At 61.1% G+C, this 16,470-nt stretch carries 16 protein-coding genes; 11 read left to right on the top strand and 5 right to left on the bottom strand.

All coding sequences use genetic code 11. The annotated features are described in order from the left end of the window. Nucleotides 1–78: 78 nt before the first annotated feature. The gene (locus ACOJSI_RS08260) at nt 79–903 is read right to left on the bottom strand and encodes a GNAT family N-acetyltransferase (protein WP_420137793.1); all 825 of its coding nucleotides are present in this window, start codon (nt 901–903) and stop codon (nt 79–81) included. Between the two features lie 112 nt (nt 904–1,015). Beyond that, on the bottom strand, nt 1,016–2,149 hold the full coding sequence (locus ACOJSI_RS08255) for an FAD-dependent monooxygenase (RefSeq protein WP_420137792.1): 1,134 nt from the start codon (nt 2,147–2,149) through the stop codon (nt 1,016–1,018). A gap of 311 nt (nt 2,150–2,460) precedes the next feature. Here ACOJSI_RS08255 and ACOJSI_RS08250 point away from each other — a divergent pair, with 311 nt between their 5' ends. After that, on the top strand, nt 2,461–3,204 hold the full coding sequence (locus ACOJSI_RS08250; protein ID WP_420137791.1) for an alpha/beta fold hydrolase: 744 nt from the start codon (nt 2,461–2,463) through the stop codon (nt 3,202–3,204). A gap of 116 nt (nt 3,205–3,320) precedes the next feature. Continuing rightward, entirely contained in the window at nt 3,321–3,776 is a 456-nt protein-coding gene (locus ACOJSI_RS08245) for an MEKHLA domain-containing protein (RefSeq protein ID WP_420137790.1), read from the top strand. A 33-nt stretch (nt 3,777–3,809) separates the two neighbouring features. On the opposite strand, the gene ACOJSI_RS08240 is transcribed toward ACOJSI_RS08245, so the two are convergent. Next, entirely contained in the window at nt 3,810–4,466 is a 657-nt protein-coding gene (locus ACOJSI_RS08240) for a sensor histidine kinase (RefSeq protein WP_420137789.1), read from the bottom strand. A 387-nt stretch (nt 4,467–4,853) separates the two neighbouring features. On the opposite strand from ACOJSI_RS08240, the gene ACOJSI_RS08235 reads away from it, so the two are divergent. From ACOJSI_RS08235 to ACOJSI_RS08215, 5 genes are all read left to right on the top strand, one after another. Continuing rightward, nucleotides 4,854–5,612, top strand: coding sequence for an alpha/beta fold hydrolase (locus ACOJSI_RS08235; RefSeq protein ID WP_420137815.1), 759 nt, complete (start codon nt 4,854–4,856; stop codon nt 5,610–5,612). Between the two features lie 229 nt (nt 5,613–5,841). Further along, nucleotides 5,842–6,732: a LysR family transcriptional regulator gene (locus ACOJSI_RS08230; RefSeq protein ID WP_420137788.1), complete on the top strand. Its 891-nt coding sequence runs from the start codon at nt 5,842–5,844 to the stop codon at nt 6,730–6,732. A gap of 142 nt (nt 6,733–6,874) precedes the next feature. Beyond that, nucleotides 6,875–7,339, top strand: coding sequence for a DUF1348 family protein (locus ACOJSI_RS08225; protein ID WP_420137787.1), 465 nt, complete (start codon nt 6,875–6,877; stop codon nt 7,337–7,339). 76 nt (nt 7,340–7,415) lie between these two features. Then, a complete protein-coding gene (locus tag ACOJSI_RS08220) occupies nt 7,416–8,243 on the top strand; it encodes an oxidoreductase (RefSeq protein ID WP_420137786.1) in 828 nt (275 codons plus the stop codon). A 152-nt stretch (nt 8,244–8,395) separates the two neighbouring features. Then, on the top strand, nt 8,396–9,253 hold the full coding sequence (locus ACOJSI_RS08215) for a hypothetical protein (protein ID WP_420137785.1): 858 nt from the start codon (nt 8,396–8,398) through the stop codon (nt 9,251–9,253). 119 nt (nt 9,254–9,372) lie between these two features. Here ACOJSI_RS08215 and ACOJSI_RS08210 read toward each other — a convergent pair whose 3' ends face one another. Continuing rightward, on the bottom strand, nt 9,373–10,644 hold the full coding sequence (locus ACOJSI_RS08210; RefSeq protein ID WP_420137784.1) for a tetratricopeptide repeat protein: 1,272 nt from the start codon (nt 10,642–10,644) through the stop codon (nt 9,373–9,375). A 456-nt stretch (nt 10,645–11,100) separates the two neighbouring features. Between ACOJSI_RS08210 and ACOJSI_RS08205 the strand changes: the two genes are divergently transcribed. The 4 genes from ACOJSI_RS08205 (at nt 11,101) to ACOJSI_RS08190 (ending at nt 14,643) form a co-directional block, all read left to right on the top strand. Then, entirely contained in the window at nt 11,101–11,625 is a 525-nt protein-coding gene (locus ACOJSI_RS08205) for a hypothetical protein (protein ID WP_420137783.1), read from the top strand. A 29-nt stretch (nt 11,626–11,654) separates the two neighbouring features. Beyond that, nucleotides 11,655–12,395 (top strand): hypothetical protein, encoded by a 741-nt coding sequence (locus tag ACOJSI_RS08200; RefSeq protein WP_420137782.1) that lies wholly within the window; start codon nt 11,655–11,657, stop codon nt 12,393–12,395. A 159-nt stretch (nt 12,396–12,554) separates the two neighbouring features. After that, nucleotides 12,555–13,379, top strand: a complete 825-nt coding sequence (locus ACOJSI_RS08195) for an alpha/beta fold hydrolase (RefSeq protein ID WP_420137781.1) — start codon at nt 12,555–12,557, stop codon at nt 13,377–13,379. Further along, entirely contained in the window at nt 13,363–14,643 is a 1,281-nt protein-coding gene (locus ACOJSI_RS08190) for a diguanylate cyclase (RefSeq protein ID WP_420137780.1), read from the top strand. Before ACOJSI_RS08195 ends, ACOJSI_RS08190 begins: the two co-directional genes overlap by 17 nt. Before the next feature lie 39 nt (nt 14,644–14,682). On the opposite strand, the gene ACOJSI_RS08185 is transcribed toward ACOJSI_RS08190, so the two are convergent. After that, the coding region (locus ACOJSI_RS08185) for a catalase (protein ID WP_420137779.1) at nt 14,683–16,470 on the bottom strand (1,788 nt) is incomplete at its 5' end.

The following is a 16,470-nucleotide window of genomic DNA, read 5'->3' as shown; positions in this document are numbered from 1 at the left end:
CGGCGGCTGACGCCCGCGGGGTACGGAAGCCGCTCGCAAGTGGCGCGAGGATGGCACCTCGCGCCAATCACGCTACACCTATTTAAGGCCGTAAAAGCCGATGTCGCTTACCTTGCGATATCCGATCCTTTCGTAGACCGGCGCGCCGGCTAGGGTAGCGTGAAGGGTCGTGCGTGTCAGTCCCGTCGCCCGTCCACCTTCCGATAGCGCCTTCCGCACCACCGCTTCGCCATACCCGCGCCGCTGATCGGCCGGCGCTGTTGCGACGAGTATCAGGAAAAGGTTGGCTCCGTTGGCAATAGCCGCCGCCGCGCTGACGGGCTCACCATCCACCAAGGCGAGATAGGCAAAAGCTTCCGATGTGAACAGATCGGATCCCCGGAGCGCGCTGCGCACGGCCTCCAGCGGAAAACCATAGGCCATCGCGTTGAGATCGGCATACATCCTCAAATGATCCTCGGTTCTGATGCGGACGAACTCGATATCCTGACGGAAAGGAGGCGCCACAGGCAGGATGTCGCCGGCCATGCCAAAACCCATATTGGTACATTTCAGCCCGGCGCGATCCGCAATTTCAGGAATGAGCGGGCGATGTTCTGGCGCCACCATTCCGGTAAACGACCAGAGCAAACCCGGTTTGCTCTGCGCCCGCAGATACGCGGCCGACCTGGAAAATAGGTCTTCCAGCTGATCGCGCTCCGTCACGCGATCGATGGAGGTCAGGCAATTCCAGAAAATGAAGTCGCTCTCCGCCCAGCGCACGGCCAGACCGGGCTGATCGGAAATCTCGCCTGTTCGGCGATCTGCCACGACACGGCGCCACACGTCGGCAAGTGCGTGCACGGATTCGGCGGGCTCCGAAGACTCGAACAGCCCGTCATCCTTGAATCTATTTGAAATCATTCTCGTCACCCACACGATAATCGATCACCATCATGCGATCATTTACGTTGATAAATGCAGGCCGAGCTCGGTTTAAACTTCAATGTGATTCAATTGAAATATGGCAGCAGGCTCATTCGATTTTAGCTTTAAGCGGCTGATACGTCTGACGATATCGTTTTGGCCCAATCAGCGGCAACAGCAAGTTACGGATGAGTGGCGGCAACTTACCCGCTTTCGACATGGCATCGGTCATAGCCTGGACGTGCGCCACACGCGGCCGCCGCTCCGCCTCGAACGCCGACAATGCCGCGGGAGCATCGGGATGACGGCCCAGCGACCGCGCGAGCACGATCGCGTCTTCCATCGAAAGTGCCGCGCCCTGCGCCCACACGGGCGCCAAGGCATGCGCCGCGTCGCCGATCAGAACCGCACGTCCCTGATGCCAAGGATCGACATTCACCTGCTCGAGCGGAGACCAGTGCAGCCGCCCCTGCCCCGAAATGGCGTGCATCACCGCCTGCCGGACGCGGTCGGGAAACTTGCGGATCAACCTTGTCAGGGATTCACTGGAACTGACGTCCGTCTGCGGTCGCGTGATCGCGGCCCATCCATAGACCTCATCCTGCGAGACAGGCACCAGCAGCACCATACCCTCTTTACCCGCCCAGAGGGTCCAGCGATCCACGCCGGGGTTCGGCGCCATGAAACGCCAGCTGGCCTGGGCAAGCAGCGCAGGTTTCACCGCAGCACTGGCCGTAAACATCTGCCTCCGCACAGCCGAATGAACGCCATCGGCACCGACCAGCACAGAAGCCGTCAGGCTTTTGCCGTTCGCCATGCGGAGAGTAACGCGATCTGCACTGAGTTCGGCGGAGCGCAGCTCCGCCTCGCGCTGGATCGCGCTATCTGCCACGCCGTCCGCCAGCATCGCCAGAAGCGCCGCGCGCTTGATACAGCGCGGTCGCCGCAACTCCCCCCAGAAGCCGTCCTCATCGATCTCGCACAGGAGCTTGTCGCTGGCGGTACGATATTCACGGCGGCCGAACGGATATCCGAGCTGCTCGATCTGCGCCCTCAGCCCGAGCGTCGACAATGCATCGATGGCATTGCCAGGCAAAACGATCGCCAATCCGGCGTCCGCCGCAGCCAGGCTGCGTTCGAGAATGAGGAAGGGCTGCTGCGAGGCCTGCAGCGCCCGCCCCAATGCCAACCCTGCAATACCGCCGCCGACAATCGCAACGGGCTCTTTTACTGATTTGGGCAACGCACGGTTCCTCAGGTTCAACGGCAGGCAGATAGTGCCGCTTCGCGCTGCGGGAACACCGCCTAAAAGTTACATTTGGCACATAGATCGGACCAAATTGTCTCCGCGCCATGGCTGCTGACGCGGCAAGCCGTCTGATCATGCGTTACGAGCGTAGCAGAAAGCACGTCGCTTGGACGCGAGCCAATCTATAGATGGTTCTTCAGCGAAAACGGCGTGTCTTGAGACACGGCCAGTAGGCGACAAGCGACGCCAGTGGGAAATCGCTCAATCCCCTCTGCCACCGGGCAACTATTCTGGGAGCAATAGCCATGGCTGTATTTGTACTCCTCTCAGGCGCTTTTTATGGAAGCTGGTGCTGGTCTCACGTTGTTCCAATGCTCCACGCTGCCGGTCATCGGACGATTACCCCTGATCTTCCCGCAAGTGCCGATGCCGACACACTGCCGCTCGAGACACCACTGGCCTATTGGACGGATCAGATCACCGCGATCGTTCGCGCGCAACCGGAACCTGTTGTCCTCGTCGGCCACAGCAGGGCGGGATTGATCTTAAGCGAAGTCGCTGAACGGATCCCGGAAAGAATCTCGTTGCTTGTCTACCTTAGCGCTTTCCTGCTCCGCGACGGGCAAACGCTCAAAGATGTGGCCGACACAGCCCCAAACGCCGCGCAGATAGCGACTGCCTTTGAGCATAACGGAAAGGGGCTGCTCAGCTTTAGCCAAACTGCGCTCCGCCCGATGCTTTTCAACCGCACGGCAGAGGAGTTGGTAGGCGCCGTATGCGACCGTTTCTCGGTCGAACCGGCTTCGGCTTTCGTGAGCCCTATCAACGTCACCGAAAAGCGATTTGGATCGGTTCCGCGCGTCTATATCGAATGCCTTGAAGACCGTGCGATTCCGATCGAGACGCAACGTGCCATGCACCAGATATACCCAGGAACACACGTTCGACAGCTGGACTGCGATCACTCTGCCTTCTTTTCAGAGCCGGCCGGATTGGCAACCGCCCTGGAAGCCTGCTTGGCCGTTCGCGCTGCACCTGCACCTGTTTGATTGACCGCCGCATCCATACAAACCATGCGACAGCCCGAATGTGAGCCGCCCTGGGAAAAGCTGGCCAGGAGCAAATCGATCAGGCTCAACACCCACGTATGAACGGAGCGAGAGTGATGAACCCGGCTGATCCTCGGATTTTCGATGTCCTGAACACCAGCTACGGTCGACTGCTGGGATGCGAGCCTCTTGCCGGTAGCCGCGACAGCGACTGGCTTTATCACGAAGCGCCTTTCCCGGTTCTTGCGCACAATACCGCTCCGGATCCTGTGTTCATCTATGCCAATCGGGCGGCACAGTCCCTGTTCGGATATGAGTGGGAAGAGTTTATCGGATTGCCGTCGCGACTGTCGGCGGCGCCGGTTCACCGCGCGGAGCGGGCGCGGCTCTTCGAGGAGGTCGGCCGCAAAGGCTTCTCCTCCGCGTATAGCGGCACCAGAGTGACAAAATCGGGCAAACCATTTCGCATTGAACAGGCGGTCATCTGGCAATTGCGCGATGCGCACGGCCATGTGCATGGCGAGGCCGCTCGGATCGGCAGCTGGCGCGACATCGTGCCGGACGGAAAATAATGCGCACGCGGCAAGAGGCGTCGTAACGGTGGCTTATGCGACGGGCACTTTGCCTCTGATAGAAAACCGCATGCCTTGATCGTCTCGCCGCAAGCAATGGGTCGCCTGCAGCCTGCGGCTCATGACATTGATAATATCCGTGCCGAGGCCGGCATGGTGCGGCGTCTCAGGGCCGGTACTAGCCTGGCCGTAATCGCGCACTTCCATCCAAAAATCCGACGCTGACGGAAAGAAGAGACAGATATCCACGTCACCCGGCCCACCTGGCGCATAAGCATGTTTGAGGGCGTTCATGACCAGCTCGGTCACAAGAATGCCAAGTATGCTGGCAAAGGAGGCGGGCACCAGCACCGGCTCGGCGTGGACATAGACCTGCCTGCAGCCGCCACGCCCGCCCTGTTCCAGGCCGACCGCAAGGTCGACCAGATAGGAGGCGATGTCGATGCTGCCAGGCGAACCCGATTGGCAGAGCTGACGATGAACCGACCCGATCGCGGTGACCCGATGCATCGCCGCCGTGAGCGCATCGCGGAGCATAGGATCGGGTGACCTTTGCGCCTGCAACGAAAGCAGGGCCGTAATCAGCTGGAGGCTGTTGGCAACGCGATGGTCGACCTCCTGATGATCCGATGGATCAGCCGGCAAGACCGTGACCGGCCCCGCGGCTCCACGACAGACCCGACGTTCCATATAGCCCTCCTTAGTACGTCAACGATGATGCTCAAAGCCGGACAGCTCGAGAATACGACTCTGGTCGAGGTTACCATCGACCAAGGATAGATCATCGACGATCAATTATCGTCATTTTACACAACAGTGCATTTAACTAGATCTTGCACCTATTTGATAAGCCTCTGTATTGCTTACAACAACCTGCATGATGACGATCTTGGGCGGTCATAACAGCGTATAGTGCCTCTCCTGCATTGCAGGACCATGACACTGCTGCCGATATTGGCGCTCGCAGCGGACAATAGCGCATGCTTCTTCAAGATTTGCGGATGATCGAACGTCATTTCACCGGGAGAGCTATCTTATGGGAGATGATAGATGCTTAAGACCATTGCGCGCTTGGCCGTGGCGCTGACACTGACGGCCCCTCTATCCACGGCCAATGCCCAGGCTGGAGCCGAGCACCCGGTGATCGTGCTGGTGCATGGCGCTTTTGCGGAGTCTGGCTCTTGGAATGGCGTGATCTCCGCGCTGCGCGCCGATGGCTATCAGGTGATCGCCGCGCCAAATCCGTTGCGTAGCGTGAAAACGGATGCGCAAGCCGTTGCGGCATTGGCCTCCTCACTCAAGAGCCCAATTATCCTTGTGGGCCATTCCTATGGCGGCGCCGTGATCACCGACGCAGCAAGTCTGGCGCCTAACGTGAAAGCGCTGGTCTATGTCGCGGGCTTTGCCCCTGACACGGGCGAGAGCAGCCAAGGGTTGAGCGCGAAATTTCCAGGGTCAACGCTCGGCCCGACCCTGTTACCACCCGTTCCGCTCGCCGACGGAGGCCAGGATCTTTACATCGATCCGGCCAAGTTCCCGCAGCAATTCTCGGCAGATGTACCGCTGGCCCAAGCCGTTCTGATGGCGACCACGCAGCGCCCCATCACCGCCGCAGCACTGAGCGAGCCAACCGTCGTCGCGAGCTGGAAAACCAAGCCCTCCTTTTTCATCTATGGTTCGGCGGACCGCAATATTCCTGCCGCCGTTCACGCATTCATGGCGAAGCGCGCCGGCGCGAAGAAGACGATTGTCATACCTGGCGCATCTCACGTTGTGATGATCTCTCATCCGAAGTCGGTAGCCGACCTGATCGAGGAAGCAGCCTCCGACAAGTGATAATCCAGGCCGGGTGTTGCGCCCCAACGTGAAGTGCCCGGCCACAAATTTACGTCACCTCGATAATCGTTGTTGCAGCACAACGCCGCACGTCGGGGTGATACCGAGCACCTGCATTGCAGCCGACACAATCCAGAATTGGCACGAGATATTCGTTCAAGAAGCGCATTCTGGGACCGGTCTAACTGTTCGTCGGACATCCAGAAGATGAACTATGCGGAGAGTTACGATGGACCGATGGCAGTCGATGCGAATTTTCGTGACGGCGGCGGAGACCGGAAGTTTTGCCGAGGCGGCCCGCCACCTTCACATGAGCGCACCGGCCGTGACGAGGGCGGTGGCGGCGCTGGAGAGCGTGATCGGCGCGCGTTTGTTTGTTCGCACGACGCGATCGGTCAAGCTTACAGACTCCGGTAGCCGGTATTTCGATGATTGCCGCAGCATCCTGATCCAGATCCGAGAGGCGGAGGCCGCCGCCGCCGGCGCTTACGCGGCACCGGTGGGCTCCCTTGCAGTCACGGCCTCGCCCGTATTCGGCGAGATGTTCGTCCTTCCCATCCTGACCGAATATCTCAGGGCGTATCCCACCATGTCGGGTCGTGCGTTGTTCGTCGACCGGCCGGTTAAGATCGTGGAAGAAGGCATCGACGTCGCATTGCGGATCGGACATCTGCCCGACTCCGGCTTTACAGCGATCAAGGTGGGCTACGCGCGACGCATCGTCTGTGCCGCGCCGGAATACTTCCAGGAACATGGTGTACCGCAAGCACCGGCAGATCTAAAAGATCATGGCGTCATCGTGTCAACCGGTGCCTGCACGTCGCCAGAGTGGCGCTTTGGCGAGCATCACCGGATCACGATCAGCCCGACGCTCCAATGCAACACCCACGAGGCGGCCATCAGCGCGGCAATGGCTGGGTTCGGGCTGACGCGGGCACTGCATTATCAGGTGGAGGATGCGCTCGCGGACGGGCGCCTTCAGCTTGTGCTGAGGGATTATGAGGAGGATCCCCTTCCGATCCACCTGATCCATCCGGAAGGACGGCACGCGCCGGCGAAGGTGCGGGCCTTCATCGACATGGCGGTATCGCAACTGCGCGCCAACCGCATGCTCAATTGATCGCCAGCGGCGCAGACGAACCTCATCACTGCGGCTCACGCAAGAGAGACGTGCCCGCTTTCAATCTTCCAATACCGAAGAGAGCTGGCCACATCCTCTGAACGATCGGGCTTGCCAATTCTTTCATTCCAAGGAGATGCCGATGTCCCGCCCGCCCCTGCCCCCCTTCACCGAGGAAACCGCCATCGAGAAAGTGCGATTGGCGGAGGACGGGTGGAACAGCCGCGACGCTGCGAAAGTGGCTTTGGCCTACACGCTCGACACGAAATGGCGAAACCGCGTCGAATTCGCCAACAGCCGTGAAGAAGCCCAGGCCTTGCTCACCCGCAAATGGAACAAGGAGCATGAATATCGCCTCATCAAAGAGCTTTGGGCGTTCACGGGCAACCGCATCGCGGTGCGCTACGCCTACGAATATCGTAACGATAGCGGCCAATGGTTTCGTGCCTATGGCAATGAAAATTGGGAATTCGATCCCGATGGCCTCATGCGCGATCGTCATGCCAGCATCAACGAAATGCCGATTAGCGAGGAGCAACGCAAGTTTCGGTGGCCGCTGGGCCGCAGGCCCGACGACCATCCGGGTTTGAGCAGCTTCGGCTTCTAGGGCCCGACACAAACGGGGCGGGAGGAGCCAATGCGCACCAAACGACCGCCTCGACCCTCCGGCAGGAATGACAGGCATGCAAAAGACTTGGTTGATCACCGGCAGTTCGCGCGGGCTCGGACGGGCTTTGGCAGAACAGGTTCTGGATGCCGGCGACATGCTGGTCGCAACCGCGCGAAATCCCGGCACGCTCACTGATCTGATGCATGCGCATGAAGGCCAAGTGCTGGTCATGCCGCTCGACGTCACCGACGAAGATCAGGCCGAAGCCGCTGTTGCTGCCGCAATCGCTCGGTTCGGCGGCGTCGACGTCTTGGTTAACAACGCCGGATACGGCGATGTCGGATCGGTCGAAGACACACCGTTGTCCGCCTTTCGCGACCAGATCGAGACAAACCTGTTCGGCACAATCATCATGACCAAGGCGGTCATCCCTGCGATGCGGGAACGGCGGCGCGGGCACATCATTCAATTCTCGTCCGTAGGCGGGCGACTTGGGGCACCGGGTCGCGCGCCTTACTCTGCCGCAAAATGGGGCATTGAGGGCTTTTCGGAGGCGCTGGCCAAGGAAATGGCGCTCATCGGCGTGCATGTTACGATCCTTGAGCCGGGCGGCTTCCGAACGGATTTCGCGGGGTCGTCCTCGCAAATCGCGGACGGACGCGACGATTATGATGCCGTCGTCGGGACAGCGGCGCGTATGCAGCGGGGCTATGACGGCCAACAGCCTGGTGACCCCCGGCGAGCCGCAGCCGCGATCCTGAAGATCGCCGCGATGGAGGATCCGCCGCTACGCTTGCCACTCGGGCGGGACGCGGTCGCCGCTATCGAAGCCTTTGACCGGGCGCGTCTCGACGAGTTGGCGCGCTGGCGTGCGCTGAGTGTCTCGACCGATTTCAGCTAGGAACTCGTCTCAATCCTTGTGGGACAATCATATTGACACCGTTCAATATAATTTCCACGATCTCTCCACCGACTTGGCCAGCGGAGATGATCTTGCGCACGTCCCTTCTAACGACACTTCGGCCGGCATCGCCGCTGGCAATAGCGGCCGCCTTGGCAATGTCCTGCACAGCCGCTTCGCATGCGCAAGCGGCTGTGCAAACAGTTCAGCATGCGCCGGCAAGACCGCAGACCGCCGCACCACCGCATCTGACCAGCAGTATTCCAGGTTTGGTGCTGACGGCCATTGACGTCCTGCCAGCTGCGCCAGCAAGCGCTGCCAACCGCGATGATTGCGGGCACCTGCTGAGCAGCGCCAAGTCGCCGGCGGCACGTCAGGTCGCAGCCGCTGGCTGGGCAGTGACTGGCGAAGCGCAAGTGGGCCGCTACCGCGCCGTGAGCTTCATCGGCAAGATGCAGCGCGGAACGAGCGGTTCATGCCTGCTTGAAAATGGTAATATCGGCTTCTTCCTGGGCGAAAAGCTGGTGGCGCTGGCCTGGGCCAAGCCGGGCGCCAGCCGGTCCATTGCGAAGATCCAGCAACACGGCAGAAGCGGTGCGCGGCTATGGGATGGAGATTTCCTGTCGCAACCTTTCGCCGATATCCAAGCCGATGATGCACGCTCTATTTCGGTCGGCGAGATGGCCGTGCAGGATACGGTGTGCGGTGGTGCTGCCCAGGTCCCCAATGTTTACGGCGTCCCTATTGCAACGGCGCGGAGGCTGCTGGCGCGACAAGGCTGGAAGCCGGTCGTCCATCAACGACCAAAGAGTGAGATAAGCTACACCATCGCTGATTTGATCGACCATGGCGTTACCGAGGTGGATGATTGCAGCGGTACCGGCTTTGGGTTCTGCCGGTTCGATTATGCGGGGCCGGCCGGGGCGCTGGGAATAACCACGGTGGGTGACGGCGACCGGCCCGTAGCGGACTATGCCGTCGAGTGCCGGAACAAGAAAAAGGCCGCATGACGACGCAAGCGGCCCCCGTTCCGGCCAGCAATCAGGATCCCGCCTGACGAGCGGCAGCACGGCAAAGAGGCGCTCGATCCGCCGAGCGACCCTTCTCGGGCACGGCGTCGGTAGCGGGATCAGCGTGCGGCCGGCAGGATTACGCGTGTCGGATTGTCCTCGTTGATGCCTTGCACTTCCCCTGCCGCGCCCCGTCGAGCATTCTGCGTGCGGGGCGCCTCAGCGCCCAGCGTGGCAGTGTAGATCGGCAGTGCCAGCCTATATTCCTGGATAGCCTGCGCCTTGCGCCCCAAAGCATTCAAACAAGCGGCGCGATTGGCCCGATAGTCCGCCACCCGCAACATCTCCGTCGGGCCACCGCCAAGCGCAATGGCTAAGGCCTTGTCCTGCGCGGACAGCGCTTCCCGGTGGCGCCCGAGTGCGTCGAGCGTGACCCCGAGATTGGACCAGGCTTGCCCGGTGAGTGCCGCATGTTCGCCCTGCTGCTCGCGCCGTACTGCCAAAACACGCCGAAGGGCCGGCTCCGCCTCCGCCGCCCGCCCCAAATGGACGAGATTGACCGCCAGCGCGGTGTCCGATCCGAGAATATCATCCTCTGCTTTTCGGGCCCGCCAGATCGCAGCCGCCTTTTGCAGCCAGGGCGTTGCTTCCGCAGCACGCCCATTGGCATCCAACGTGATACCCAGGTTCACGGCGCTCTCAGCCGCACGATCGCCGACGGGATTGTCACGCTCGCGGGCCTCGAACGCGAGGCGGAGCATCTGAACGGCTTGATCCACCCGCCCCAATCGTCCAAGCAGCGCGCCATAATTGTTGAAGCTGGTCACCGTATCGACATCGGCCGCCCCTAGCCGCTGGCGACGAATTTCCAGGGCGCGACGATAAAAAGGCTCTGCCTCCACCAGCTTGCCCTGCGCAGACAGGATGGCACCGACGTTATTGTATCCCCATGCTGCGTCGACCGTGTCGGTACCGCTCCGGCAAAGTGCGGACATCGCGAAATAGGCGACGGTCGCCGCCTCCGCCATCCGTCCCTGCGCTTCCAGGTTTCGCGAGAGGCGGGTCGCTTGCCGCCCAAGTTCGGCTGGATCGGCTGCCTTGTTGTTTTCGAGCACATCGACGGCATTCATGCGATAGCGCTCGGCATCTCGCCACCGCCCCTGCGCTTCCAGATTGCTGGCCAGCCGCTCGTATGCCGGGGCAAGATCCGGAACGTCGGCGCCCAATAGGGCGATTCGTCGCTGAAGTGCCTCGCGCCACCAGCGCTCCGCTTTCTTATGATATCCCGCAGCATCGAGATCCTTGGCGCGCTGCATCGTCACGCCGAGTTCGGCAATGCCTGGTACAGTGCTTGGTGCTGTGGGCGAGACCGCGTCGCCGGTTGCAGCCATAGCTCTTATTGGACATGCAGCAAGCGAGAGCGCTGCAACCGATATGCATAAGTAGCCTATCGTTCGATGATTGCGCCCCGGCACGAGTGTACCAGCACCTGAAACGAAGCCCGCTTCGCGCGGGGAATGTCGCATCATGTTCGATCTCTCACTGCAACGGCGCACCTGACCGTTTGACGGCGCTATCAGCCTTACCATAGCCCTTCAACAAAAATTTACGCCGTTCAATTTTTGACGGGCGAATACCAACGGTGTGGGTGAAGCATCTTATCACAACGCGCTGCAGACCATGCTGAAACGGCTATTTTAAGCGCCAGCGCGCAGGTACATCGAAACCATTTCAATTGAACATCGTTCATGTGGTGGTTAATGAGGGTGGCTGAACTCAAGATCGGCTCTGCCCGGGCATGGCCCTACCGCGGCCAAACACCGCGTGGTTCAACGAGGAATAAGATGATGATCAAGGCGAAGGCGTTGTTGATCGCAGCATCACTGGCAACGGCGTGCGGCGCGGCGCCCCACAAGGACGAGGTTCAGCCCCAAACTTATTTGAAGGATGCAGCTGGCGCGTGCCAGGCCCGCAACTTCGATACCTTCTTTGACGCGTTCGTCTGGTCTCCCGATGTGCGGCGTAAATATAGCGCTCCAGTCATCGAGGAGCGGGCTTTCGGGGCGCCGGCCAAGCCCGGCGTAAAACGTCCGGCTTCGTCGCAACGGTTCGAGATCGCGATGATCGATTTCTACTATGTCGATGAGGCCTCGGCGGAACGGTGGGAAAAGCAAGGCACGCCGCTGGTTGATCTTGCGCTGGACAGGAAGGCGCTTCCCGGCGGTGCCTGGACGGTGACGTACCAGTCTGCGCTGATGAAGGATGACGGCGAGGGTGACGGCAAGACGCTGATCCGCAAGATAGGCAAACCCAAGGCCTACATCTTTGCGTGGACGGGTGGTTGCTGGAAGCTCACACAATGGTTGAAGTGAGGGCTGACACCGTGTTCACACGACCTCGCGTGGCCCTGCTGCCCTTGATCGCAATCGCCTCGATCGCTGCCAAGCCTCCCGCCACGCCAGCAATGGCCGGGTTTGAACCTTTGACCGCGCGGCCGGGTCAGGCGGCCCTTTGTACGCGGGATCGCACCTGGTGCATTGGCGGCGTACACGGAGCCACGCCGCTGGTCATTACGGTGAACGGCAAGCAGATTGCCCGGTGGTCACCAGACGCACCGGAAGACGATCTCCAGTTGCAGCCTCTGCCGCACATGCTGCGCTTTCGCGACGGCAGCGCGCTTGTTCCCGTTGAGGCGCGGGAGCCGGTCATGTATTCCGGCGGGGGCGGCGAAATAACGCGGCTGCACCTGATACACGTCCGCCCAGGCATGGCCCCACGCACGGTACTGATCGTCCCCTGGCATACCGACCTGATGATCCGCGCCTGTTTTTCCGAGAAAGATGAAGCGGCACGTGCCGGCGCCTGTCACGACGAATATGCGTTTGACGGTAAGCTTACAGCGGTAAAGTCGAGGACATCGGCGCCACCGATGCTGGTCTACGCCGCCACCGCCCAATCCTTCCCACGCGGCGTGTCCCGCACGGCAGATTCCCTAACCCTGCCGCCTCTGAAGAAAAGCGATCTGATCTGGATAAACGATCGCACCTGTTCCTATCGACGAACCTTCACCTTCGACAAGGCAAGCGGCCGATATAAGCCGGATATGCCTCTGCCCGCTTGCGATCAGTATAGCAGCCGGTAACTCTCAAGGCGTCTTCGGAGCGCCAGCCGAAATGGCCGAACTTACGCGCCTCCACCGCACAGAAGCATCGTTGCACGGGCCGGAAGGCGACGTGGAAGCCTTCAATTCACCACGACGCGGCGCTAAAAGTCGGGGGTAAGGCCGAATTGGAGGATCTGGTTGGTTCAAGACTATCGCATCGGACAAGAGGTGACGGGCAAGCGCGCATCCCGTCATCATGTTCACGCGCAAGGCTCGGGCAAAGACACTCTCATCTTCTCGCACGGGTTCGGGACCGACCAGAGTGCCTGGTCGGCCGTGGCGCCACATTTTGCGGAACGCGCCCGCTGTATCCTGTTCGATCTGCCTGGGGCAGGGCCGCTTCTGCCAGAAGATTTCGATGCGAGGCTCTACGGCTCCATCGCAGGATATGCCGACGATCTTTTGAATTTGCTCGACGAACTCGAAATCGAGAAATGCCGCTATATTGGCCATTCTGTTTCGGGGATGATCGGGCTGCTCGCTGCGATCGAGGCGCCGCACCGGTTCGATCAACTGCTATTGCTGAACGCGTCCGCGCGCTACCTTAACGATACCTCCTATGTGGGAGGGTTCGAAAAGGCTGCGCTGGAGCATCTTCTCGGCGAGATGGCACGCAACTATCATGGCTGGGTGGCAGGGTTCACGCCGCAGGCAATCCCTTCCGGGCGGCCGGAGGCAGTCAGCGAATTCGCCGCAAGCCTGCTGGCGATGCGGCCGGAGGTGAGCGTGCAAATTTCGCGAATGATCTTCCAGACCGACATTCGTACGCTTTTGCCGCATGTCCATGTGCCGACGGTTCTTCTGCAATCACGCGACGATATCGCCGTGCCGCCGGAGGCGTCGCGCTGGATGGCGCAGCAGATCGAGGACGCCGAATTGGTGTGGATCGATGCGCAGGGGCACTTACCGCATCTGTCCGCGCCTGACGCGATTATCGAGGCGCTCGATGAACGCCTTCACTAGTCCCCCGAGCCCCCGACCCGCCCGCGGAGATTTGCGTCCGGCGCTGCGCTTGCTGCTCGGCGTCGACGGGATCGAAGCGACGCTGCTGCTCCATCCTGTAGATAATGATCAATTCGAGGTGATCGAGGCTTGGCCCCGGACAGAGGAGATCGGCCATCACATCCGGGTAAATCCTGAGCTGCTGCAATGTCCTGACCAGGATGCGAGCAAGGTCCGCCTCCCCCTCACCTTCACCGTCGCGATGAACGGCCGGCCGGCACGCGTGCTCACCGCTCCTGTCGCGGGCACGGAGATGGTGTTGATCGCTCTTTGCTCCCGCGCAGGTGCCCATATGGGCGACCATGTCGTCGCGGGCGCCTCACTTCTGGCGTCTCTTGCCGACCAGGGCGCCCAGTCGACCAGCGCACGCCTCGCGGAAACCAAGATCGAATCGATCGTCCGCAGTCTTGCCGTGCCTTTTGTCTTTATCGATGCAGAGGCCTCTAACGCCTTCATCAATCAAGGGGGGCGCGCATTGCTGGGGCTGGCCCCGGCAGAGACCAACCCGCAGAAGATCGCCAAAGCCCTTGCTGCCATGATCGGCGCGAAGGAGAAAAACACATCTAACGCCTCGGTTTCTGGAGATCATGAGGCCGCTGCGACCTTCTACATCAGCCATGGCGCGCGCACATTTAAAGCCGACACACGCTGGGTCGCCGATGGTCTGAGCGGCCGCATCTGCACGTTCTACGACATCACCGAAGAACGTCGCATGGAAGAGGAACTTCGTCAGTTAGCCACCACCGATCATCTGACCGGTGCTCTCAACCGCCGGGCGTTCGAGCTGACGTTTCGATCGGAGCTGGAACGCACCCGGCGGCACGGCTTGCCGCTCAGCCTGATCCTGATCGATCTGGATCACTTCAAGAGCATCAACGATACCTACGGGCATCCGGCCGGCGACTTCGTGCTGCGAGGGGTGGCAGACCGCATCCACGCGTCCCTGCGCGACAGCGACCGGCTCGGGCGTCTCGGCGGTGAGGAATTCGGTATTTTGCTACCTAATACCGACATCCACAACGGCATGGAGATGGCCGATCGGATGCGCCGCGTGATCGGCGACACCCCCTTTGCAGTAGGGCCAGGCCTCAATGTCACCGCCAGCGCGGGCATTACCTGCGTTCGCAACGACCAGGATGAAGCGGAAGCCATGACGAAACGCGCGGACGACGCGCTCTATGCCGCCAAACAAGGCGGCCGTAACAGGGTGATCGAAGGGCCTTAGACGCTGGTCGCGAACCCTGGCGTCCAAGGCCCCTCACGCTCACGCGAGCGTGCGCACTTTCGGTTCGCGCGCGTAGAAGCGCTGCTTTGCCGCAGCCACGAAGTCAGCGCCTAGCCCCGTGACGCCCTCATCCCGTTCCACCCCAGCCTTGTCGAGCAAAGGCTGCGCCTGGTCGCTTGCGCCTATCGCCTTGAGGTGGCCGAAGGCATCCATCACAAACTGGACGGCTGCAGCCTCCTTCAGCAGCGCCTTGCAGCCATCCTCGGACAGGATCACGGCAACGGCATCGAAGATCTGACTGGGCGTGCCGGCGAGTTGCCCATCGGCCTTGCGCTTGGAACCGTCTGCCAGCGTGGCGCCGCCCACTTTCGGCGAAACCAGCACGGCCTTCCCCTGCTCCGCTTGCACCGCCGCAACGACGGCGTCGATCGCCTCCCCGTTGCTGCCGTCGGCATAGAGGATCCCGACCGAACGGCCTTCCAGCGTGGGCTTCATATTCTTGTGGATCGACAGCGCATCCGACGGCGGCATGTCCACGGGCTCGCGAGCCGCCGGCGCTTTCTCCGGCAAATCGATGCCGAGCCCGTCGGCGACGCGCTGGGCCAGTTGCTCATCGACATTACGCAGGTTGGCAACCATGCGGGGCGGAACCTGATCGAGCAGCCCGACCTTCGATAGTTCGAAGACGAAAGAGGAGGCGATATGCGCCTGCTCATTCGCGGTCTGCGAGCGATAGAATAGGCGCGCCTGGCTGTAATGATCGGCGAACAGCTCGGCACGGATGCGCAATTTTGGGCCCTGCTCGTCAGGTCCGGTCTCCGAATTCGTAGTCACGAAGCCGCGCTCCAGGCTCTCACGCGGCCCGCCCTCTTCGCCATGCGCCGCCAGGCTGTTGGGCTCGTAATTGGCGCGGCCCTTGGGCACCATCGTCTGCATTTTGCCGTCGCGCTGAAAGTTCGCAAATGGGCAACGCGGTGCGTTGATCGGGATCTGGTGAAAGTTCGTCGTCCCCAGACGCGAATTCTGCGTATCGAGATAGCTGAAGAGGCGGCCCTGCAGCAGCGGATCGTTGGAAAAATCGATGCCGGGCACGACGTTGGACGGCAGAAACGCAACCTGCTCGGTCTCCGCGAAGAAATTGTCCGGATTGCGGTTGAGCGTCAGCGTACCGATAATGCGGACCGGCACGTCGTCCTCCGGTACCAGCTTGGTCGCATCGAGCACGTCATAAGGCTGCGCACGCGCAAACGCCTCGTCGAACACCTGGATGCCGAGATCCCACTGGGGGAAGGCGCCGGTGTCGATCGCTTCCCACAGATCACGCCGCTGATAGTCGTTATCGGCGGCCTGCAGCTTAAGCGCTTCGTCCCAGATCGTCGACTGAAGGCCGAGGCGCGGCTTCCAGTGAAACTTGACGAAGCTCGATTTCCCTTCGGCGTTGACGAGGCGGAAGGTATGGACGCCGAACCCCTCCATGGTGCGGAACGATCGCGGCAATGTGCGGTCGGACATCGCCCACATCAGCATATGGGTCGTCTCGGGCATCAGGCTCGCCCAGTCCCAGAAGGTGTCATGGGCACTGCCCGCTTGGGGATAGGCGCGATCCGCCTCCATCTTTACGGAGTGGACGAGGTCCGGAAATTTGATCGCGTCCTGGATGAAGAACACCGGGATGTTGTTTCCGACGAGGTCCCAATTGCCCTCACTGGTGTAGAACTTCACCGCGAAGCCGCGAACGTCGCGCGCCAGATCGAACGATCCCTTGGCGCCGGCCACCGTCGAGAAGCGGACGAAGACGGGCGTCTTCTCGCCAGCGCGCTGGAAGAG

The sequence above is a fragment of the Sphingomonas sp. genome (genome assembly GCF_048595155.1).
Taxonomy (GTDB): domain Bacteria; phylum Pseudomonadota; class Alphaproteobacteria; order Sphingomonadales; family Sphingomonadaceae; genus Sphingomonas_I.
Note: the sequence above shows the minus strand (reverse complement) of the source record. Positions and strands in the feature narration are given on the sequence as shown.